This is a genomic window from Methylobacterium sp. 001424705 (assembly GCF_059816145.1).
The window spans coordinates 115,554-135,342 of sequence record NZ_JCBANU010000013.1; the positions used below are offsets into that span (position 1 = coordinate 115,554).

Genomic DNA, 19,789 nt, shown 5'->3' on the forward strand with positions numbered 1-19,789 from the left:
TCGACCTGCGCTTGTTTAGAACGATTCTAGTTCGCTAGAATTATTCTAAGAGTGCTTTTAGGTTCGTGGACGGGCGAGTCAAGGCACGCCTCACGGCTTTGCCCAGGCGTCGGACGCGCGCGTGTTTCCCTCGCGTCGGCGATCCACCGTGCGATGCCCACCCGGGCATCCGCTCAGGAGTGTTGGTTTCCATGCCCGAAGTCATCTTCACCGGTCCCGCCGGCCGTCTCGAGGGGCGCTACCAGGCGCCCAAGAAGAAGGGCGCCCCGATCGCGATCGTGCTGCACCCGCACCCGCAATTCGGGGGCACGATGAACAATCAAATCGTGTACAATCTTTTCTACACCTTCGCCAATCGCGGCTTCGCGGCGCTGCGCTTCAACTTCCGCGGCGTCGGCCGCAGCCAGGGCGCGTTCGATCACGGCACGGGCGAGCTTTCCGACGCGGCCTCCGCCCTCGACTGGGTGCAGTCGGTGAACCCGGAGGCCCGCGCCTGCTGGATTGCCGGCGTCTCGTTCGGCTCGTGGATCGGCATGCAGCTGCTGATGCGCCGCCCCGAGATCGAGGGCTTCATCTCGATCGCCGCGATGGCCAACCGCTACGACTTCACCTTCCTGGCCCCCTGCCCGTCCTCGGGCCTGTTCGTGCACGGTTCCGAGGACCGGGTCGCCCCGGCCCGCGAGGTCATGCCGGTGATCGAGAAGGTGAAGACCCAGAAGGGCGTCATCATCGAGCACCAGATGGTGGAGGGCGCCAACCACTTCTTCGACGGCAAGGTCGACGAGCTGACCCAGACCGTCGACACCTACCTCGACAAGCGCCTCGGCCCGAAGCCCGAGGCGGCGTGATCGCAGGGCTACTTGAAGTTTATTTTCGGATGAATATCATTCGTTGCGCAACTTGAGGAAGCGCTATGAATGATGATTTGGAACGCCGTGGTCCGGAAGATCCGAGCAAGATCAGCCTGACCGAGGCTTGGGAGGTGCGCTACTGGACGAAGCGGTTCGGTGTCACGGAAGACCAACTCCGAGCCTGTGTCGATCGCGTCGGAAACGGAACGGCGAAGGTCGCGCAGTGCCTTGGAAAGCGGTGGCCGTAACGGGCTCGCGGCGGATCCACAACGGTCGCCGGGCTCAATGACATGCGGCGGCGCTCCATGACGGAGCGCTGCCGTTTTTTGTCGTCACTGTTGTGTCTTACGCCTGTGCGTGCCCGACCGGCACGGCGGGCGCCCCTCCACCCCTCCGCCGACGATGTCCTTCCGCCCGGCGCCATCGGCCACCGGCCGGTTCGTACAGATCGCGCGTCAGGTCTTCGCGATCGCTCTGAAGTCGCCGGAAGTCGTCGGCGGAGATCACCACCACCTCGTCGCGCCCGCGCACCGTCATGTGCTGAGGGCCATCGCTGCGGATGCGGCGCACGAGTCCGCTGAAGCGCGCCGTGGCGTCCTGCAGCGGCCGGACCCCCTGCGGATGCGATAACCCGGGTGATTTCGACGATCTGGTCCATACGGACCAGATCAGCAGGTCGCCGCCGATCCTGGGCCGCCCCTCACGCCTTGGCGTGCACCACCGGCACGGCGGGCGCCCCCTCCCATTCCGAATGGGCCGGAATCGATTCGCCCTTCATCACGATGGTGAGCGGCCGCAGGCGAGCGTAGTCGCCGACCTTGGTGTCGTAGAGCACCGTCGAGAATGCGCCCACCGACACGCCCCGGCCGACCTCGACCCGGCCGACCTTCATGATGCGGTCCTCGTAGAGGTGCGTCTGCAGGGCGGAGGTGCGGTTGATGGTGGCGTAGTCGCCGATGGTAACGCAGTCGAACTCGGTGATGTCGGTGGTGAGCATGCACACGCCCTGGCCGACCTTCACGCCGAGGAGCCGCAGCATCCAGGGCAGGAACGGGGTGCCGACGAGGTGCTCCAGCAGCACCTTGCCGGCCAGGCCCCAGTAAAGCACCGCGACGGCCTCGGTGCGCATGGCCCACCACGACCACATCGGCTGCATGCCGGGCTTGTAGACGCCCATCAGCAGCCACTTCACCGCGATCACCGTGAAGGACTGGATGAAGGCGATGGCGACGGAGACCGCCACGAAGCTGACCGCGAGGCCGGTCCAGTCCTGGGCCAGGATCGCCGGGTAGAAGTAGAAATCGATCGCCGAGATCGCGAGGGTGATGAACAGCATCGGCGAGAACGAGGTCGAGAACGCCTCGAAGATGCCGCGCCGGAGCTTGGGCCCGATGCCGGGCTCGTAGGTCTGGGTGTTCGAGCCGAGATCGACCCGCTGGCGCGAGGGCAGCTTGATCGGCGGCGAGCCGAACCAGGTGTCGCCCGGGCTCATCAGGGCGTTCGCCGGCGGCTTCGACTTGATGCCGATGAGCACGTCCTCCGGGATCACCGCCCCCGGCGGGACCACGGCGTCGTTGCCGACGAAGACGCGCGGGCCGGTATGGACTTCGTGCGTCGTCATCCAGCCGCGCCGGATCTCCTCCTCGCCGAACACTACCTCGTCGGCGATGAAGTTGCGCGCGCCGATATCGGCGAGGTCGTAGCGCCCGGCGAGGTTGGTGGAGATCTCGGCCCCCTGCCCCATCCGGGCGCCCATCAGGCGGTACCAGGCCCGCATGTAGACGGTGGCGAACAGGGAGGAGAGCGTCTCCAGCGTCACCTCCGCGGCGAGCGCCACGGCCCATTTGCGCAGGTAGAAACCGCTGTAGATCGAGTGGGTGCCCGAGGAGACGCGGGGCAGCACCAGCCAGCGGATCGCGGCGATCAGCAGCACTGTGCCCGCCGTCATCAGCATGGCGGTGGGCCAGGTCAGCAGCGGCAGGTACCAGTGGTAGTCGATGTCGGTGATGTCCCCGAGGGAATCGCTGAGCTGGTCGAAGATGTAGAAGGCCGGAAAGATCGGCAGCAGGCCGATGGCGGGGATCGCCGCCAGCAGGAAGGCGTAGAGGGCCGCGAAGGCGAAGCGCCGCCGGGGCGAGGCCGTGGCGGGCGCGGGCAGCGCCTCCGGGTCGGCGTCGCCGACCTTGCGCCCGGGTGAGCCGTCCCAGATCTCGGCGCTCCCCACCCGCGTGCCGGTGGGGATGGTGGTGAGGTCGCCGATCTCGGCATGGTCGCCGATGACCGTGTCGGGCCCGATGACGCAGGAGGCGCCGATGGCCACGTCGGCGCCGATCGCCACGCGACCGATGATCAGCGCATCGCCCACCACCTCCGCGTTGGCGATGACGAGGCGGCCGCCCAGCGAGGCGCCGGGGCCGACGCTGAGCAGGTCCGGCGCCCCGATCTCCGCGTCGGAGATCAGCGCGTCCCGGCCGATGTCGGCGCCCAGCAGCCGCAGGTAGAACACGATGGCGGGCGAGCCCTGGAGCCACTTGACGTGGACCAGCGGCGTCAGGCGCTGCGCCAGCCACCAGCGGTAATAGTACACGCCCCAGAGCGGGTAGCGCCCCGGTTTGGTGCGCCCGAGGATCAGCCACTTGGCCGCCACCGCGATGGCGGCCGTGACGGCGTTGATGCCGATATAGACCAGGAGCAGCACGCCGAGTTCGCCGAAGAAGCCGAGCCCGCCGCCGGTGAGCAGCAGGTAGGTCACGAAGATGCCGAGCCACTGCGCCGTGGCCAGCGCGATGACGAAGGGCAGGGCCGCCGCCTGCGCGAGGCCGCACAGGAAGCGCCGCTTCAGGGAGGGCGCCGGGAAGCTGAGATCGCGGATCGCCATCTCGGTGCCGGCCCCGCCGGTGCGGGCGATGAGGGTGTCGGCCATGGCCCGCAGGGTGCGCTGGCCGTAGACGTCCTGCAGGGTGATGGCGGCCAGCGCCGGCACCTCGCGCACCGCGCCGACGAAGCGGGCGGCCAGCAGCGAGTGGCCGCCGAGATCGGCGAAGAAGTCGCCCTCGAAGGGGATCGCCTGGTTGCCGAAGATGCGGTTGGCGGCGGCGAGCAGCGCGGCCTCGGTCTCGTTGCGCGGCAACTCCTGCTCGCCCGACGTGTCGGCCACCGTGAGGGTGGCGATGCGCAGGGCCTTGCGGTCGACCTTGCCCGAGGTCAGGCGGGGCAGCACCTCGACGGTCTCGAAATGCCCCGGCACCATGTAGGGCGGCATCTGCTCGGCGAGCGTGTGCCGGAGGGCGACCCGGTCGATCTCGGTGCCGCGGTCTGGCACCAGGAAGGCGACGAGGCGGTCGACCCCGTCGTCCTGGCGCAGCACCACCGCCGCCTGGTTGATGCCGGGCAGGACCTGGATGCGCGACTCGATCTCGCCGAGTTCCACCCGGAAGCCGCGGATCTTCACCTGATCGTCGATGCGGCCGTGGAACAGGATGTTGCCGGCGGCATCCAGGGAGACCGCGTCGCCGGAGCGGTACAGGACCGGGTCGGTCCCATCCGAGGCGTAGGGGTTGGCGATGAATTTTTCCGCCGTCAGTTCGGGGCGCTTCAGGTAGCCCTTGGCGACGCCCGGACCGCCGATCAGGAGTTCGCCGGGCTGCCCCCGCGCGAGAAGCTCGAGCGCCTCGCCCGCGACATACACCGAGTAATTCGGGATCGGGCCGCCGATGGTCACGGGCACGCCGGACTGCATCTCGGCGGCGGTGGCCACCACCGTGGCCTCGGTCGGACCGTAGGTGTTGAAGAGCTGGCGCGCGCCGCTCGCCCAGCGGGCGACCAGGGGCTCGGGCAGGGCCTCGCCGCCGAGCAGCACGAGGCGCACCGTGGGCAGGTCCCGGGAGATCATCGCCAGCAGCGTCGGCACCGTGTCGAGGACGGTGACGCCGGCCCGGGCGATGATGTCCGGCAGGCTCTCGACGTCGCCCATCATGGCCGGCGAAGCCACGAACAGCGTCGCGCCCACGAGGTAGGGCACCCAGATCTCCTCCATCGAGAGATCGAAGGCCACGGAGGCGCCCTGGAACACCACGTCGTCCGGCCGCATCCCGTAGAGGACGTTCCCCGAGCGCAGGAAATGGCAGATGTTGGCGTGGCTGATGACGATGCCCTTCGGCACGCCGGTCGAGCCCGAGGTGTAGATGAGGTAGGCCGGGTGTTCCGGCGTCAGGCCCGCCGCGCGCAGGTCGGGGAGCGCGGCGCGCTCCGGCGTCGCGGACGCGAGGCCCGCGACCGTGAGGCTCGGCGTCCCGGCGGGGGCCTGCGGCTCCAGGGCGGGCGAGACCAGCAGTGCCTTGGCCTGGGCATCCTCCAGGCAGACCGCGACGCGGTCGGCCGGAGCCTCGGCGTCGAAGGGCAGCCAGGCCGCGCCCGACAGGGTGATGCCGATCTGGGCGATGAGCAGGTCGGGGCCCCGCGCCATCCAGAGGCCCACCACGTCGCCCGGGCCGATACCCCGGTGGGCGAGGCCGCGGGCGATCGCACCGGCCCGCGCCTCGACCTCCGCATAGGAGAAGGCCGGATGGGCGCCGTCGGGACCGGTCCGGGCGCCGTCGACGAGGGCCGGATGATCCGGGCGTGCCGCGGCGCTCGCGCGAAAGATCTCGCCCAGGGTCTCGTCGCGGATGAGGTCGGGGCGGACCGCGCCGCGCAGGACCGCCCGCGGACCAGCCGCGTCCGTCGACGGACGCGTGTCCTGAGGCCCGCGCGCTGCCGCCCGGGGCCGAGTCGTCTCGGCGAGACTGGTCATCCGCTGCTCCGCTGCCGGCGCCCGATCGGGAGCCGTCCTTTTGGCCGGGTAGGCGCCCGGATCGCGCCGAAATCACGGCGCGTCTAGCACGTTTGGGCGGTCGGCTTGAACCGGGGTTGAACGCGCAGGCCGCGGCCGGTCAGGCCCAGCGCCAGCCGGCCCGGTCGAGGATGAGGACGCTGCCCTGGCGGATGCCGATGCGGGGCGCGTCGCGGATGCCGAGATGGCCCCGGATCACCAGGATCGCCCGGGCGACGCCGCCATGGGCGACGATCACGGTGGGCCGCGTCAGTTCGACGATGGCGGGCGTGACCCGCTCCACCAGCATGGCATAGCTCTCGCCGGTGCCGCCGGGCGGACGATAGCCCCAGCGGTCGCGGTCGCGGGCCAGGGCACCGGCCGGATCCCAGCGCCGGATCTCGGCCCAGGTCGAGCCCTCCCAGGCGCCAAAGCTGATCTCGGCCAGGCGCGGATCCCGGCGATAGCCCTCCGGGTCGAGGGCGAGGGCCGCCCGCAGCGTTTCCATGGTCCGGCGGGTCCGGGTGAGCGGGCTGGCAACGAAGTCCATGGCGGCGAGGTCGGCACCGTCGGCCGCGGCGGCGAGACGGTCGGCCACGGCGCCGGCCTGACGCAGGCCTTCGGCGTTCAGGTCGATGTCCCGCTGGCCCTGCAGGCGTCCCTCCGCGTTCCAATCGGTCTGGCCGTGGCGGATGAAGTAGATCGGGTTCACGGCATCACGCCCGCCGCTCGGCGGAACGGCCGAGCCGGGCTATCGTTTTCGCACTCACATCCTGGCCCTGCACATCCTGGCCCTGCCCATCGGCAGTCGCCCCGGTCCGCCGTCACCCAAGCAAGCGAGTCTCATCATGTCGAAGCATCACGGCAAGCATCGGCGGGGCCAGAGTTCGGCAGAAACCGGAGCTGCCGCGTCGCAGCGTGACGTTTCGCACCGCAAGGACGCCGCGCGCGGCAAGGCGGAGCAGACGGGTGAAGCCCGCCGGTCCGGGCACCGGCCGCCCTCCTCAGCGCACTGGGCCCGCGAGGCCGAGAGCCGGGCGAGCGCGGCCGGCGAAACCATCGATCCCCGCCTCGCCCCCGCCGCCCCCGGCATCGTCACCGTCCGGCCCGGGACCCGCTGTGACCTCGACGCGATCGACGCGAATGCCGATGGCGGCCTCGACAAGGAGGAGGCCAAGGCGGCGCTCGTGGCCGAGCGCGCCCGCATCGCCGCCCTGCAGGAGCGGCTCTACGCCGAGCACAAGCGCAGCCTCCTCGTGGTGTTCCAGGCCATCGACACGGGCGGCAAGGACGGCACCATCCGGGCGGTGTTCGAGGGCGTGAACCCCCAGGGCTGCCGGGTGTGGTCGTTCAAGGTGCCGAGCGCCGAGGAGGGCGACCACGATTTCCTCTGGCGCTACCACGCCAAGGCGCCCGCGCGCGGCATGATCAACGTGTTCAACCGGAGCCATTACGAGGACGTCCTCGTGGTGCGGGTGAAGGACCTCGTGCCGGAGCCGGTCTGGCGGGCCCGCTACGACCAGATCAACGATTTCGAGCGGATGCTCGCCGCCGCCGGCACCACCGTGCTCAAGTTCTTCCTCCACATCTCGAAGGACGAGCAGAAGGAGCGCCTGGAGGCCCGCCTCGCGAACCCGGACAAGCACTGGAAGTTCGATCCCGCCGACCTCGTGGAGCGCCGGTCCTGGGACGCCTACCAGGCGGCCTTCGCGGACGCGCTGACCGCGTGCTCCACGCCGCAAGCGCCCTGGCACGTGGTTCCGGCCAACCGGAAATGGTACCGCAACCTCCTCATCGCCCGCACCATCGCCGACACCCTGGAGGCGATGGACCCACGGTTTCCTGCGGCGCGAGGTGACATTGCGGGGATGACCGTGCCGGATTGACCCGGGTCCCGGACGCAATCAAAAGTTGTGGTGCGGGATGGTGTTTCCCGATTATCCGAAGCGGGTCTTCGAGGCGGCCGAACTCTCCGACGGGACGCTGCGGTTCCTGGCCCTGGCCGGCGCCCTGCTCGCCTATCGGTTGCCGCCCTTCATGGCCCTCAACGAGCCCGAGACCAACCTCCATCCGGATCTGCTGGCCCCCCCCCCCCTCGCCCGCATGATCGTCAAGGCGTCCGGGCGCACGCAGGTCTGGCTGGTGACCCATTCCGAGCGGCTGGCCGACGCCATTCTGGCGGAGGGCGGGGCGCACGCCCACCGGGTGATCAAGCGCGAGGGTGCGACCTGGATCGAAGGCCTCAAGCTCTCTCTTGCGCTTTCGCAGAGGAGGACTGAAGGCGGGAGACCGCCAGCCGTCAGTCCTTGTCGAGGCTGAGGTCCGGGGCTTCCGGGTTCTTCATGCCGACGACGTGGTAGCCGGCATCCACGTGGAGGATCTCGCCGGTCATCCCCTTGCTCATGTCCGAGACGAGGTAGGTGGCGGTCTCGCCGACCTCCTCGATGGTCACGGTGCGCCGCAGGGGAGCGTTGTACTCGTTCCACTTCAAGATGTAGCGGAAGTCGCCGATGCCGGAGGCGGCCAGGGTCTTGATCGGGCCCGCCGAGATCGCGTTGACGCGGATCTTGGAGGGGCCGAGATCGGCGGCGAGGTAACGCACGGAGGCCTCGAGGGCGGCCTTGGCGACGCCCATGACGTTGTAGTGCGGCATCCACTTCTCGGCGCCGTAATAGGTCAGCGTGAGGAGCGAGCCGCCGTTCGGCATCAGCTTCTCGGCGCGCTGGGCCACTGCCGTGAACGAGTAGCACGAGATCAGAAGCGACTTCGTGAAGTTCGCCTCCGAGGTCTCGACGTAGCGGCCCGTCAGCTCGTCCTTGTCCGAGAAGGCGATGCAGTGGACGACGAAGTCGATCCCCTCGGGAAACACCTCGGCGGTGGCGGCGAAGACCGCGTCGATCGAGGCCGGATCGGTGACGTCGCAATGCCCGACCACATGGGCGTCGAGTTCCCGCGCCAGGGGCTCGACGCGCTTCTTGAGGGCGTCACCCTGGTAGGTGAAGGCGAGCTTGGCGCCGTGGGCGGCCGCGCTCTTGGCGATGCCCCAGGCGATCGAGCGGTTGTTGGCGACACCGAGCACCAGGCCGCGCTTGCCGGCGAGAAGGCCGCCGACGTGATCGTGAACCGGGTGCGTGTCCGCCATGTGTCACCTGAGCGAGAGCCGTGGCGCGTGCCGACGGGCCCGTCGGGCGACGGTTCGGCGTGTTCGCGCCGGGCATCCTTAGCGGAGGCGCGCCTGGGACGGAAGTCCGGGGCCTGACAGCGCCGGGAGGCCGTCGCGGAACGGCCCGGAGGCTCGGGCCCCTGGTCGACGAACCGCGCGAGGCGACGCTCCTTCAGTCGGCCTTGGCCGCGCGCCGGGCCCGGGCGAACTCGGTGAGCGCCGCATCCTCGCCGCTGGGCAGCATCACGGCCGTGACCGCCAGGAGGTCGCCCCGGGTCCCGTCCTTCTTCGGCAGGCCCTTGCCCCGGAGGCGGAAGGTCCGGCCCGAGCCGGTCATCGGCGGGATCTTCATCTCGACGGCGCCGGTGAGCGTCGGCACCCGGATCGGGCCGCCCAGGATCGCGTCCTCCAGGGGCACCTCCACGCTGCCGCGCAGGTCCGCACCGTCCACGGTGAAGCGGGGATGGGGCAGGATGCGGATCGTCAGCAGCGCATCTCCCGGCGCGCCCCGCAGGCCGCCCGGATTGCCGAGGCCGCGCAGGCGGATGGTCTGGCCGTCGACCACGCCTTTCGGCACCACCACGTCCACGTCGCGCCCGCCCGGCAGGGAGAGGCGCAGCTTCTCTTCGCTGGCCACCTGCTCCAGGCTGACGCTGAGCTCGGCCGCCACGTCCTCGCCCTTCACGGGGCCGCGCTGCGGTCCGCCGGGGCCGGCGCCGGCGGACCGGAAGGCGTCGCCGAAGAGGTGAGAGAAGATGTCCTCGCCGATGCCGCCCCCGCCGCCCCCGCCGCCGGGGGCGCGGCCGCGCGCAGCGCTCTCGAAGTCGAAGCCGCCCCCGCCGCCGCCGCGCCCGCCTCCGAATCCGCCAAAGCCCTCGAAGCCCGTGGCGCGCGGCTTGCCGTCCCCGTCGATCTCGCCGCGGTCGAACTGCGCGCGCTTGCCCGCATCACCCAGGATCTCGTACGCGCTGTTGGCCTCCGCGAAGCGGTCCTTGGCCTTGGCGTCGTCCTGGTTGCGGTCGGGATGGTAGGCCTTCGCCAGCTTGCGGTAGGCCTTCTTGATGTCGGCTTCGCTGGCGCCCTTGGAGACACCCAGCACGTCGTAGGGATTTCGCATCGGTCTTCAGGATTCTCGGTGCCGCCTGGGGCCGGGCATGGGCCCGGCGCCTTCGGATTCGTCTGTCATGTGGACGGCCTGTTGCTTCTCTGCAACGGTCGCGCGCGAGAATTCGCTGCGATTGGCGCGGCGTCAACGCTTCTGTTCGCACTGTGATCCGAACGGACCCGCCATGGCGCGCCGAGACCGCCCTCAGGACGACGCCTTCGCCGCCCGCACCTTGGTCAGGGTCCAATCGCCGCCGGAGGGCTTGCAGCCGGTCCCGCGCACGAAGCGGCTGCCCGCCGGCGAGATGACGGAGGCCAGGAAGTCGCGGCAGACGAGGTCGTTGGCGACGTAGGGCAGACCGGTGGGATTCACCGAGCCGCGCAGGGTCGTTTCCGGGTTGTCCCACTTCACCGGACGGCCGTTGCCCTGCGGATCGAGGGCGACGGCGAGCGCCGCGTTGGCGCGGCGCCAATCCTCGGCGCCGAGGTCGTTGCCGAAGCCCAGCGGGTGCTTGTCGATGCTGCCCGTGATCGTCGGCTCGTCCGGCAGCGCCGCGCTCGTTTTGTCGCCGCGCTTGGCCGCCACGGCCACGGCGCCGGCCGCCGTCTCCTCCGCCTGGAAGGTGATGATCGGCAGGCCGCAACCGCTCAAGCCAAGCAGCACGCTGAGGCCGATGGCCCGCGTGGTCCGTTGCGGCACGGTCCGCGACCGGCGGCGGACACGAATTTCCGGGACGGCTTGGGCTTTACAGTCGCGCCGACGCATTACACCTGATCTCAAACGACGTGTTGGGCCGAAACGTTCGTGTCCCACGTCGGTGCCCCCGACCCGGATCTCACCACAGGATTACGCCTTGGAACGGTTAAGGATCGATGATCCCGCTTCCCGCAGCGCGGCCGAAAACGCCTCGGGGCCCGAAGGCGACTTCACCCGCGCCACCGATCCCTGGGCCCTGTTCGCGGCCTGGATGGCCGAGGCCGAAGCCTCAGAGCCCAATGATCCCAACGCCATGGCGCTGGCCACGGCCGGTACCGACGGCCTGCCGGACGTGCGCGTGGTCCTGCTGAAGGGCGTCGATGCGCGCGGATTCGTGTTCTACACCAACGTCGATTCCGCCAAGGGCGACGAACTGCGCGAGAACCCGCAGGCCGCCCTGGTGCTGCATTGGAAGAGCCTGGGCCGTCAGGTCCGCGCCCGCGGCCCCGTGACCCGGGTCACGGCCGAGGAGGCGGATGCCTACTTCGCCAGCCGCGCCCGCAACAGCCGCCTCGGGGCCCATGCGAGCCGCCAGTCGCGCCCCCTGGCCGACCGGGCGACCCTCGAGCGCGCGGTCGAGGCCCTGGCCGAGCGCTACGGCGAGGGCCCGGTGCCGCGTCCGGAGAACTGGACGGGCTTTCGCATCGCGCCGGTCTCGATCGAGTTCTGGCAGAACGGCCCCTTCCGCCTGCACGATCGCGTTCGCTTCACCCGCGACGGCGAGGCTTCCGATGGCGGGGCCTGGCGAGGGGCGCGTCTCTATCCCTGAGGCGGATCGACGGCTCCTTGCTGGTTTCCTGGACCGGATCGCCGGCCCCTGGCCTGATTCCTGGACCGGATCGCCGGCCCTCGGCCGGATTCCTGTACGAGATCGACGGCCCTCGGCCGTCGGCGCGCCGGCCCCTTGGTGCGTCGCGGGATGACCCTGGATTTTAGCCCCCGCGCCCCTTAGACCTGGGGGTGGCGTGGGGGTTTCTCGGCGGCACGGCGGTTCCGCCGGCCGGACGCCTCCCGATCCTGAAGGAACGGTCTTGGCCTCATCCAACGAACGCCGGCGCATCATGCTGCTCACGGGGGCGAGCCGTGGGATCGGCCACGCCACCGTCAAACGGTTCTCGGCCGCCGGCTGGCGGGTGATCACCTGCTCGCGCCATCCCTTCCCGGAGAACTGTCCCTGGGAGATGGGCCCGGAGGATCACCTCCAGGTCGATCTGTCCGACCCCCAGGATACGGTGCGGGGCATTGAGGAGGTGGCCGGGCGCCTGGCCGCCGAGGGCGGCCTCCTGCACGCGCTGGTCAACAATGCCGGCATCTCGCCGAAGGGCCCGCAGGGCGAGCGCCTGGGTGCCATCGCCACCGAGTTCGGGGACTGGCAGCGGGTGTTTCAGGTCAACCTCTTCGCCCCCCTCCTCCTGGCCCGCGGCCTCTGCGAGGAGCTGACCCGGGCCAAGGGCTCCATCGTCAACGTCACGTCGATCGCGGGCTCCCGCGTGCATCCCTTCGCGGGCGCTGCCTACGGTACCTCCAAGGCGGCCCTGGCCGGCCTGACCCGTGAGATGGCGAGCGACTTCGGCCCCCTCGGCGTCCGCGTGAACGCCATCTCGCCCGGCGAGATCGACACCGCGATCCTGTCGCCGGGCACCGACAAGATCGTCGCCGGCATCCCGCAGCGCCGCCTCGGCACGCCCGACGAGGTCGCCAAGGCGATCTACTTCCTGTGCACCGAGGCCTCCTCCTACGTGAACGGTGCCGAACTGCACATCAACGGCGGCCAGCATGTCTGAACGGGGGGCGCGCCGCGCGCTTCTCGTCGGGCTCCTGATCGCCGCATCCCCCGCCGGCGCGGAGCCGTCGGTGGCGATCCTCGACCTGCCGTTCCGAGCCCGTGCCCTGCGGGGGCCCGGCAGCGAGGTCGCGATCGCGGTGGCGACCTCCGGCCTGCTGCCCCTCGCCCGCTCCCGCAGCGCCAATCCGGCGGTCGTCGAGCCCGAGGCGCCGATCGCCGTGGTCTGGGGCGATGCCGGCGGCGCGGCCCTCAGCCTCGTCGACGGGCGGGTGACCACCACCCTGCTCGGCGCCGAGGCGGTGGAGGGGCTGGCGGCCACCGAGACCCCGCGCGGCGCCCTGCCCGGCTCCCGGCGCGCGGTCTCCGGCGCCTTGAGCGCCCATCTGGCGGATCCCCGGCCGGCCCTGGCCGGCGGCCCCGAGCAGGCCGGCACCCTCGTGATCCGCGAGCGTCAGCCCGTGGCGATGGGCGGCGACCCGAAGCCCGTGCCGGTCGTGACCACCCCTCTCTCGGCCGCACCCGACGCGGCCTTCGCCCTGCGCCGGCCGCGGATCGCCCGGCTGGACGGCAAGCCCATCGTTCTCGCGGTCACGGTCGCGCCCGCCGGCGGGGCCGCCCTCGCCCTGTTCGCCAAGGCCGAGCCCGGTGCCGCGGCGACGCCCGGAGTCGCCTGGACCCTGCTGGCCCGCAGTCCGGAGCAGGCCACCGGCCCGGGAGGCCAGCCCCTGAAGCCGGCTGCCATCGCGGATTTCTCCGGCACCGGCCGGCCCCAGATCGCGGCCGTGGCGGCCCCCGACGGAGCCGGCCAGCTGCAGCTCTGGGCCCTGGAGGCCGGCGCCCTGCGCCTGGCCCGGGAGGCGCCGGGCTACACCAACGTCTCCCCGGGCGAGGGCGAGGTCGACCTCGCGGCCCTGGTCGAGCCGGAGCGCGAGGGCGCGCTCGAGCTGGCCCTGCCGATCGCGGACCGGAGCGCCGTGGCGATCCTCTCCCTGAAGGAGGGCGTCCGCGAGCGGTCGCGTGCCCCCCTGCCCGGCCTCGCCGCCTTCGGGCTGGCCAGCCTCGGCCGTGGCCCCGCCACCCGCCTCCTCGTCGGCCTCTCCGACGGTCGCATCGCCGTGGTGACGCCGTGAGCGGGGCCGATCCGGAGGCGGCCGCGTCGCGCCTGTTCCCGACGCGGCCCTTCGTCGGCACCTCGATCGCGGTCCTGCGCGACGACCGTGTGCTCCTCGCCGCCCGGGCCAACGAGCCGATGCGCGGCGTCTGGACCCTTCCCGGCGGCCTCGTCGAGGCGGGCGAGCCCCTGGCCGAGGCGGCCCTGCGCGAATTGCAGGAGGAGGTCGGGCTGTCGGCCGAGGTCGTGGGCGTGCTCAGCCCCACCGAGATCATCCTGCGCGACCCCGAGGGCCGCGTGCGCCACCACTACGTCGTCCATCCCCACGCGGCCCTCTGGACCGGCGGCGAGCCGGCGGCCGGCCCGGAAGCCCTGGGCGTGCGCTGGGCCACCCTCGCCGAACTCGAGACCCTGGCGACGACCCCCGGCCTCGCCGCGACCGTTCGCGAGGCCTTCGTCCGGGCCGCCCCACGCGCGGAGCCCGCGGCGTGACGGTTCGTGGTGCGGGGATCGTGATCCTGTGCGGCCTCGCCGTGCTGATGGCCGGGCCGGAGGCCGGGTTCGCCCAGCAATCCCGCGGCGGCTCGTCCCGGCCTGCGCCGAAGCTGTCCGAGAAGGAGAAGGAGAAGGAGAAGGAGCCGCCGCCCGCGCCCGAACCGCCGCCCGCGCCCTACGACCGGGACCTGCTCCGTCTCTCGGAGGTCATCGGCTCCCTCGCCTTCCTGCGCGACCTCTGCACCGCGCCCGATGCCGCCGAGTGGCCGGCCCGGATGAAGGCCTTGATGGAGGCCGAGGGCGTGACCCCGAGCCGGCGCGACCGGCTCGCCGGCGCCTACAATCGCGGCTATCGCGGCTACAGCCTGACCTACCGGGTCTGCACCCCCGCGGCCAACGAGGCGGCCGCCCGCTACGTGGCCGAGGGCGAGCGCCTGTCGCACGCCCTGGCGAGCCGGTTCGGCGGGTAGTGATGCCGGTTGGCCACAGGGTGCGGGCCGCGGGCGGAAACGAAGAATTTGAGGGCCCGCGTTAACCGCTTCGCAATTCCTGGCTTTGCGAACTCCTCCGATCGCCCTATCCTCGTGGTTACTCGCCGGGTCGTTCACCGGCGCAAACGATGATGTGGCCCATGCACATGGATACGGTCTCCGCGCCCTTCGAGGCGGATCTCGACGACAAGCGCGTCGCCTTGAGCTACGTCTCGGAAGCGTTCGCCGAGGGCTGTCTCGACGGGCTCGACGGCGACTGCATGGCCCAGGCCGCCCTGTTCGCGGCCTTCCAGGAACTCGTCACGACCTATGGCGAGGAGGCCACGGCCCGCTACGCCGAGGGCTTCCCGGACCGCATCCGCGGCGGCGCCTTCACCACCAGTCCGCAGCATTAACGAAGCCGGGCGCCGCGGCGCTTCACCGGCGCGGACGACCGAAGGGCAGGCGCCGGGTGCCTGCCCTTTTTGCTGCGCCGGACTCAGGCCCGAGGCAGGGCCTCTTCGAACAGCACCGCCTCGCCGCGGGACGGCGCGGTCAGGGCCCCCTCCCACATCACGCCGTTGCCGCGCACCAGGGTGCCCACCGGCCAGCCCGTCACGGTGACGCCGTCATAGGGCGTCCAGCCGCATTTCGAGGCGATCCAGTCGTTGCGAATGGTCTCGCGGCGCTTGAGGTCCACCACCGTCACGTCGGCGTCGTAGCCGACCGCGAGCCGCCCTTTCCGGGCGATGCCGAACAGGCGCTTGGGGCCGGCGCTGGTGAGGTCGACGAAGCGGGCGAGCGACAGCCGGCCGGCGGCGACGTGGTCGAGCATGATCGGCACCAGGGTCTGCACGCCGGTCATGCCCGAGGGCGAATCCGGGTAGGGCTTGGCCTTCTCCTCGAGGAGGTGCGGCGCGTGGTCTGAGCCGAGGATGTCGGCGACGCCCTGGGACAGGCCGTGCCAGAGGCCGTCGCGGTGGTCGGCCCCGCGCACCGGGGGGTTCATCTGCACCAGGGTGCCGAGGCGGGCATAGGCCTCGTCGCCGTCGAGGGTGAGGTGGTGGGGCGTGACCTCGCAGGTCGCCACGTCCTTGGCGTCAGCCAGGTACGCCATCTCCTCCTTCGTGGAGATGTGCAGGATGTGGATGCGGGCACCCGTGGCCCGGGCGATGCGCACGAGGCGCCGGGTCGCCGTCAGGGCGGCCTCCGGCGAGCGCCAGACCGGGTGCGAGGACGGATCGCCCGGCACGCGCCGGTCCTTCTGCGCCCGCAGCATCGGCTCGTCCTCGGCGTGGAAGGCCGCGCGCCGGCGGGTCCGCTTCAGGATCTCGGTGACGCCGGCATCATCCTCGACCAGCAGCGAGCCCGTGGAGGAGCCGACGAACACCTTGATGCCGGCGGCGCCCGGCAGGCGCTCGAGTTCGGGAACCCGATGCGCGTTCTCGTGGGTGCCGCCGACCCAGAACGCGAAGTCGCAATGCATCCGATGGTGCGCTCGGGCGACCTTGTCGGCCAGGGCCTCGGCGCTGGTGGTGAGCGGGTTGGTGTTCGGCATCTCGAACACCGTGGTCACGCCGCCCATGACGGCGGCGCGCGAGCCCGATTCAAGGTCTTCCTTGTGCTCGAGCCCCGGCTCGCGGAAATGCACCTGGCTGTCGATGACGCCGGGCAGCAGGTGCAGGCCGGTGCAGTCGCGCCGCTCGGCGGCTTGCGCCGCCGCGAGGTCGCCGATCGCCGCGATGCGTCCGGCGCGGATGCCGAGGTCGGCGCGGTGCGCGCCGTCCTGGTTCACCACGGTGCCGCCGGTGAGGAGGAGGTCGAAGGGCTGGTCCATTCCGAATCTCCTGGGGCCGTCCGCGTTCCGGACGCACATTGAGACGGGGTCGCGGGCGGCTTATGTCAGGCCCGGACGGGGCGCAATGCCGCCGCCGCTTGTGCCAAGGAGCCGCCATGCCGATCGCCCTGCTGCCGGACCGCGTCGTCGTCACCGTCTCGGGCGAGGACGCGACGAGCTTCCTGCAGGGCGTGGTGACCTGCAACGTCGAGACTCTCGAGCCCGGCGAGGCCCGCCTCGGTGCGCTCCTGACGCCGCAGGGCAAGATCCTGTTCGACTTCCTCGTCGGCCGCACGCCGGAGGGCTTCCAGCTCGACGCCGCCGCCGAGCGCGCGCCCGACCTCGCCAAGCGCCTCGGGCTCTACCGCCTGCGCGCCCGGGTGACGATCGCTCTCGAGCCCACCTTCGGCGTGGCCGCCGCCTGGGACGGGGCCGAGACCGCTGCCGCGGTGACCCGCCGGCGCGACGGCCGCCTCGGGGCGCTGGGCGAGCGCCTGATCTTCGCGCTCGGCGCCTTCTCGGCGGATGCGACCGAGGCCGATTACCACGCCCACCGCATCGCCCTCGGCATCCCGGAGGGCGGGCGCGACTTTCCCTGGTCCGACGCCTTCCCGCACGAGGCTCTGATGGACCAGCTCGGCGGCGTCGACTTCCGCAAGGGCTGCTATGTCGGCCAGGAGGTGGTCTCGCGCATGCAACATCGGGGCACGGCCCGGACCCGGATCGTCCCCCTGGTCGCGGTCTCGGACGAGGTGCTGCAGACCGGGGCCGAGATCACCGCCGGGCAGCGTGCGCTCGGCACCGTCGGCAGCGTCGCGGGCGGCCGGGCCCTCGGCACCGTGCGCCTCGACCGCCTCGCCGACGCCCTGGCGGCCGGTGAGCCCCTGCGGGCGGGTACGGTTCCGGTCGGGGTCGAGAAGCCGTCCTTCGCGACTTTCGCTTTTCCCGAAACCGCGCTGGCCGGCTGACGCAGCCCCAACATCGACGCCGCCGCCCTGCCCGGCTAAACCCTCGGCGATGCTCACCGACGCTTCCGGCCTGATCCACCATCCCGACGGCTGCGCCCGCTGCTGGTGGGCCGGCCTCGACCCCGTCTACGTCGCCTATCACGACACCGAATGGGGCGTGCCGGAGCGGGACGGCCGTGCCCTCTACGAGAAGCTGATCCTCGACGGCTTCCAGGCCGGCCTGTCCTGGATCACCATCCTGCGCCGGCGCGAGGGCTTCCGCCGCGCCTTCGCGGGCTTCGACCCGGAGGCGATCGCGCGGTTCACGGACACGGACGTCGCCCGTCTCATGCAGGATACCGGCATCATCCGGAACCGGGCCAAGATCGTCGGCACGATCGCGGGTGCCCGGGCCTACCTCGCCATCGAGGCGCGTGGGCGAGGCTTCTCGGCCTTTCTCTGGGACTTCGTCGACGGCGCGCCGATCCAGGGGACGGCGCGGGATCGGGCGGGCATCGCCACCGAAACCGACATCTCGCGAAAGCTGTCCAAGGCCCTGAAGGCGGAGGGGTTCGCGTTCTGCGGGCCGACCATCGTCCACGCCTTCATGCAGGCGGTCGGCCTCGCCAACGATCACCTCCTCGGCTGCCACCGGCACGGGCCCTGCGCCGCCCTCGGGCCTCGGCCCGCCGGGGGCTCGGCATGAGCGGCGATCCCGGCCGCGCCTGGCAGCGGATGCTGTCGGGCCGGCGCCTCGACCTCCTCGACCCGGCCCCCCGCGACATCGAGATCGCCGACATCGCCCATGGGCTCGCCCGCGTCGCCCGCTGGAACGGGCAGACGGCCGGGCCGCACGTCTTCTCCGTGGCCCAGCACGCCCTGCTGGTGGAGGCCATCGGCCGCGGAGAGGCGCCGGGCCTCGGCGTCGGCCACGGCCTCGAACTGCTGCTGCACGATGCCCCCGAATACGTCATCGGCGACATCATCTCGCCCTTCAAGGCGGCGATCGGCGATTCCTACAAGGCGGTGGAGCGCCGGCTCCTCACCGCCATCCGCCAGCGCTTCGGGCTTCCCGAACCGGGCGCGGCCCTGTCCGCCCTGGTCAAGCGGGCCGACGGCATCGCCGCCTATCACGAGGCGACGCGTCTGGCCGGATTTTCCGGGGCGGAGGCCGATGCGATCTTCGGCGCCTGCGGTCCCCTCGGTCCCGAGGCCGAGGCGCTGCTGGTCCCCTGGCCCACCGCGGTGGCGCAGGCACGCTTTCTCGCCCGTTTCCATGGTCTCGCGCGCCCGGAGTCCGCCTGATGCCGCATCTCCAGGTCTGCCCCCTGTCCCGGCTGCCCGAGACCCTCGACGGGTCCGGCGCGACCCACCTGATGACCCTGATGAAGGTCGGCACCGCGATCGCCCGTCCGGTGGGGATCCCGGAGGGACGCCACTGCGTCGTGGAGGTCAGCGACATCGTCGCGCCGATGGACGGACACGTCACGCCGGGGGAGCCCCACATCGCGCAGATCCTCGACTTCGCGCGAACCTGGGACCGGGCCCAGCCCCTGCTGATCCACTGCTATGCGGGCATCAGCCGCTCGACGGCGGCGGCCTACATCGTCGCCTGCGCCCTGGCCCCGGACCGCGACGAGGCCGAGATCGCCCAGGCGCTCCGGGCCGCCGCCCCGTCGGCGACGCCCAACGCCCTGTTCGTGGCCCTCGCCGACCGCATGCTGGACCGCGATGGCCGGATGGTCGCGGCGATCGCGGAGATCGGTCGCGGCGCGGAGGCCTTCGAGGGTGAGCCGTTTCGGCTGGACTTCAGCTCCGACCTCCAAGTCGTCGCGTAAGCACTTCGAAGAGAAAGTGATCCGGCTTCGGGCGTCCTGCCTGTCGTCGCGCAGAAACCGGGGGGCGAGGTGTGGCGCAAACGCCGCCCCGGACGACGAAACGACGATCCACCGGCCGGATCGGGTTGTCGGCTTCCGGGCCCGCGGCTTAGACCGTCAGAATCATGGGGTAGTTTAGAATGAGTGTCACGCGACCCGCTGTTGCGTCGACGTCCGGTACGGACGAGCCGGGCCTCGACCTGCCCTTCGAGAAGGCGTTGGAGCAACTCGAGGACATCGTGCGACGCCTGGAGAAGGGGGATGTCCCCCTCGACGAATCGGTGGCGATCTACGAGCGCGGCGAGGCGCTGAAGCGCCACTGCGAAGGGCTGCTGCAGAAGGCCGAGGCACGCATCCAGAAGATCACCCTGGGTACCGACGGCAAGGCGGCGGGCGTCGCGCCCCTCGACGTCGAGTAGGGAGCGGTTCCGCTTCCGATCGAAATTCTTCATTGGCGCCAAGTGATTGCGCGCATGTTTTCCCTCCGGGCGTGAGGTTGGTTCGGTGTCACGGCAAGAAACCTCGCAAGAGAAGACCTCGCAAGACAAGATCGCGCCGGAGCGGGCGCAAGCGACCGCGGT

General features: G+C 71.3%; 22 protein-coding genes and 1 pseudogene. 15 read left to right on the forward strand and 8 right to left on the reverse strand.

The features are described 5' to 3' along the window. Positions 1-191 precede the first annotated feature (191 nt). Complete coding sequence (locus tag AC6EUL_RS11995; RefSeq protein WP_056186925.1) at positions 192-848, forward strand: alpha/beta hydrolase; 657 nt, start codon at positions 192-194, stop codon at positions 846-848. Between the two features lie 65 nt (positions 849-913). Continuing rightward, positions 914-1,099: a DUF3606 domain-containing protein gene (locus AC6EUL_RS12000; RefSeq protein ID WP_056348263.1), complete on the forward strand. Its 186-nt coding sequence runs from the start codon at positions 914-916 to the stop codon at positions 1,097-1,099. Between the two features lie 97 nt (positions 1,100-1,196). Here the strand turns inward: AC6EUL_RS12000 and AC6EUL_RS12005 are convergent, their stop codons facing one another. The 4 genes and pseudogenes from AC6EUL_RS12005 to AC6EUL_RS12020 all read right to left on the reverse strand — a co-directional run bounded on the left by AC6EUL_RS12005 (position 1,197) and on the right by AC6EUL_RS12020 (position 6,373). Further along, entirely contained in the window at positions 1,197-1,604 is a 408-nt protein-coding gene (locus tag AC6EUL_RS12005) for a type II toxin-antitoxin system Phd/YefM family antitoxin (protein WP_499870294.1), read from the reverse strand. Then, a complete protein-coding gene (locus AC6EUL_RS12010; protein ID WP_499870296.1) occupies positions 1,552-3,774 on the reverse strand; it encodes a Pls/PosA family non-ribosomal peptide synthetase in 2,223 nt (740 codons plus the stop codon). The genes AC6EUL_RS12005 and AC6EUL_RS12010 overlap by 53 nt, the downstream gene beginning before the upstream one ends. Further along, positions 3,772-5,643, reverse strand: a pseudogene (locus AC6EUL_RS12015) (amino acid adenylation domain-containing protein); the annotation flags it as partial. The pseudogene AC6EUL_RS12015 and the gene AC6EUL_RS12010, both read right to left, overlap by 3 nt. Positions 5,644-5,782: 139 nt before the next feature. Further along, positions 5,783-6,373: a histidine phosphatase family protein gene (locus AC6EUL_RS12020; RefSeq protein WP_056217742.1), complete on the reverse strand. Its 591-nt coding sequence runs from the start codon at positions 6,371-6,373 to the stop codon at positions 5,783-5,785. A gap of 136 nt (positions 6,374-6,509) precedes the next feature. Between AC6EUL_RS12020 and AC6EUL_RS12025 the strand changes: the two genes are divergently transcribed. Continuing rightward, positions 6,510-7,547 carry a polyphosphate kinase 2 family protein gene (locus AC6EUL_RS12025; RefSeq protein ID WP_499870276.1) on the forward strand — a complete coding sequence of 346 codons (1,038 nt, stop codon included), beginning with the start codon at positions 6,510-6,512 and terminating at the stop codon, positions 7,545-7,547. 37 nt (positions 7,548-7,584) lie between these two features. Continuing rightward, the gene (locus AC6EUL_RS12030; RefSeq protein WP_499870278.1) at positions 7,585-7,980 is read left to right on the forward strand and encodes an AAA family ATPase; all 396 of its coding nucleotides are present in this window, start codon (positions 7,585-7,587) and stop codon (positions 7,978-7,980) included. On the opposite strand, the gene fabI is transcribed toward AC6EUL_RS12030, so the two are convergent. The 3 genes from fabI to AC6EUL_RS12045 form a co-directional block, all read right to left on the reverse strand. Then, a complete protein-coding gene (gene fabI / locus AC6EUL_RS12035) occupies positions 7,961-8,803 on the reverse strand; it encodes an enoyl-ACP reductase FabI (RefSeq protein ID WP_056217750.1) in 843 nt (280 codons plus the stop codon). The genes AC6EUL_RS12030 and fabI overlap by 20 nt on opposite strands. 193 nt (positions 8,804-8,996) lie before the next feature. Then, positions 8,997-9,941 carry a DnaJ C-terminal domain-containing protein gene (locus AC6EUL_RS12040; RefSeq protein ID WP_056276868.1) on the reverse strand — a complete coding sequence of 315 codons (945 nt, stop codon included), beginning with the start codon at positions 9,939-9,941 and terminating at the stop codon, positions 8,997-8,999. Between the two features lie 192 nt (positions 9,942-10,133). Beyond that, positions 10,134-10,694 (reverse strand): RT0821/Lpp0805 family surface protein, encoded by a 561-nt coding sequence (locus AC6EUL_RS12045; RefSeq protein ID WP_056217756.1) that lies wholly within the window; start codon positions 10,692-10,694, stop codon positions 10,134-10,136. A gap of 103 nt (positions 10,695-10,797) precedes the next feature. On the opposite strand from AC6EUL_RS12045, the gene pdxH reads away from it, so the two are divergent. From pdxH to AC6EUL_RS12075, 6 genes are all read left to right on the forward strand, one after another. Beyond that, on the forward strand, positions 10,798-11,454 hold the full coding sequence (gene pdxH / locus AC6EUL_RS12050) for a pyridoxamine 5'-phosphate oxidase (RefSeq protein ID WP_280138913.1): 657 nt from the start codon (positions 10,798-10,800) through the stop codon (positions 11,452-11,454). 292 nt (positions 11,455-11,746) lie between these two features. Next, positions 11,747-12,469 carry an SDR family NAD(P)-dependent oxidoreductase gene (locus AC6EUL_RS12055; protein WP_055954102.1) on the forward strand — a complete coding sequence of 241 codons (723 nt, stop codon included), beginning with the start codon at positions 11,747-11,749 and terminating at the stop codon, positions 12,467-12,469. Further along, on the forward strand, positions 12,462-13,601 hold the full coding sequence (locus tag AC6EUL_RS12060) for a hypothetical protein (protein ID WP_499870281.1): 1,140 nt from the start codon (positions 12,462-12,464) through the stop codon (positions 13,599-13,601). The genes AC6EUL_RS12055 and AC6EUL_RS12060 overlap by 8 nt, the downstream gene beginning before the upstream one ends. After that, a complete protein-coding gene (locus tag AC6EUL_RS12065) occupies positions 13,598-14,074 on the forward strand; it encodes an NUDIX hydrolase (RefSeq protein WP_499870283.1) in 477 nt (158 codons plus the stop codon). Before AC6EUL_RS12060 ends, AC6EUL_RS12065 begins: the two co-directional genes overlap by 4 nt. 47 nt (positions 14,075-14,121) lie before the next feature. Then, positions 14,122-14,547 (forward strand): TIGR02301 family protein, encoded by a 426-nt coding sequence (locus AC6EUL_RS12070; RefSeq protein ID WP_499870299.1) that lies wholly within the window; start codon positions 14,122-14,124, stop codon positions 14,545-14,547. 161 nt (positions 14,548-14,708) lie between these two features. Further along, the gene (locus AC6EUL_RS12075) at positions 14,709-14,963 is read left to right on the forward strand and encodes a hypothetical protein (RefSeq protein ID WP_055954093.1); all 255 of its coding nucleotides are present in this window, start codon (positions 14,709-14,711) and stop codon (positions 14,961-14,963) included. An 83-nt stretch (positions 14,964-15,046) separates the two neighbouring features. Here the strand turns inward: AC6EUL_RS12075 and AC6EUL_RS12080 are convergent, their stop codons facing one another. Further along, a complete protein-coding gene (locus AC6EUL_RS12080; protein ID WP_499870285.1) occupies positions 15,047-16,384 on the reverse strand; it encodes a dihydroorotase in 1,338 nt (445 codons plus the stop codon). 116 nt (positions 16,385-16,500) lie between these two features. Between AC6EUL_RS12080 and ygfZ the strand changes: the two genes are divergently transcribed. From ygfZ to AC6EUL_RS12105, 5 genes are all read left to right on the forward strand, one after another. Next, the gene (gene ygfZ / locus AC6EUL_RS12085) at positions 16,501-17,352 is read left to right on the forward strand and encodes a CAF17-like 4Fe-4S cluster assembly/insertion protein YgfZ (protein WP_499870287.1); all 852 of its coding nucleotides are present in this window, start codon (positions 16,501-16,503) and stop codon (positions 17,350-17,352) included. Between the two features lie 49 nt (positions 17,353-17,401). Next, positions 17,402-18,037: a DNA-3-methyladenine glycosylase I gene (locus tag AC6EUL_RS12090; protein WP_056348294.1), complete on the forward strand. Its 636-nt coding sequence runs from the start codon at positions 17,402-17,404 to the stop codon at positions 18,035-18,037. Further along, complete coding sequence (locus tag AC6EUL_RS12095; RefSeq protein ID WP_056217774.1) at positions 18,034-18,636, forward strand: HD domain-containing protein; 603 nt, start codon at positions 18,034-18,036, stop codon at positions 18,634-18,636. Before AC6EUL_RS12090 ends, AC6EUL_RS12095 begins: the two co-directional genes overlap by 4 nt. Further along, positions 18,636-19,169, forward strand: coding sequence for a tyrosine phosphatase family protein (locus AC6EUL_RS12100; protein ID WP_499870290.1), 534 nt, complete (start codon positions 18,636-18,638; stop codon positions 19,167-19,169). The genes AC6EUL_RS12095 and AC6EUL_RS12100 overlap by 1 nt, the downstream gene beginning before the upstream one ends. A 179-nt stretch (positions 19,170-19,348) precedes the next feature. Beyond that, on the forward strand, positions 19,349-19,627 hold the full coding sequence (locus tag AC6EUL_RS12105; protein WP_056276840.1) for an exodeoxyribonuclease VII small subunit: 279 nt from the start codon (positions 19,349-19,351) through the stop codon (positions 19,625-19,627). Positions 19,628-19,789 lie beyond the last annotated feature (162 nt).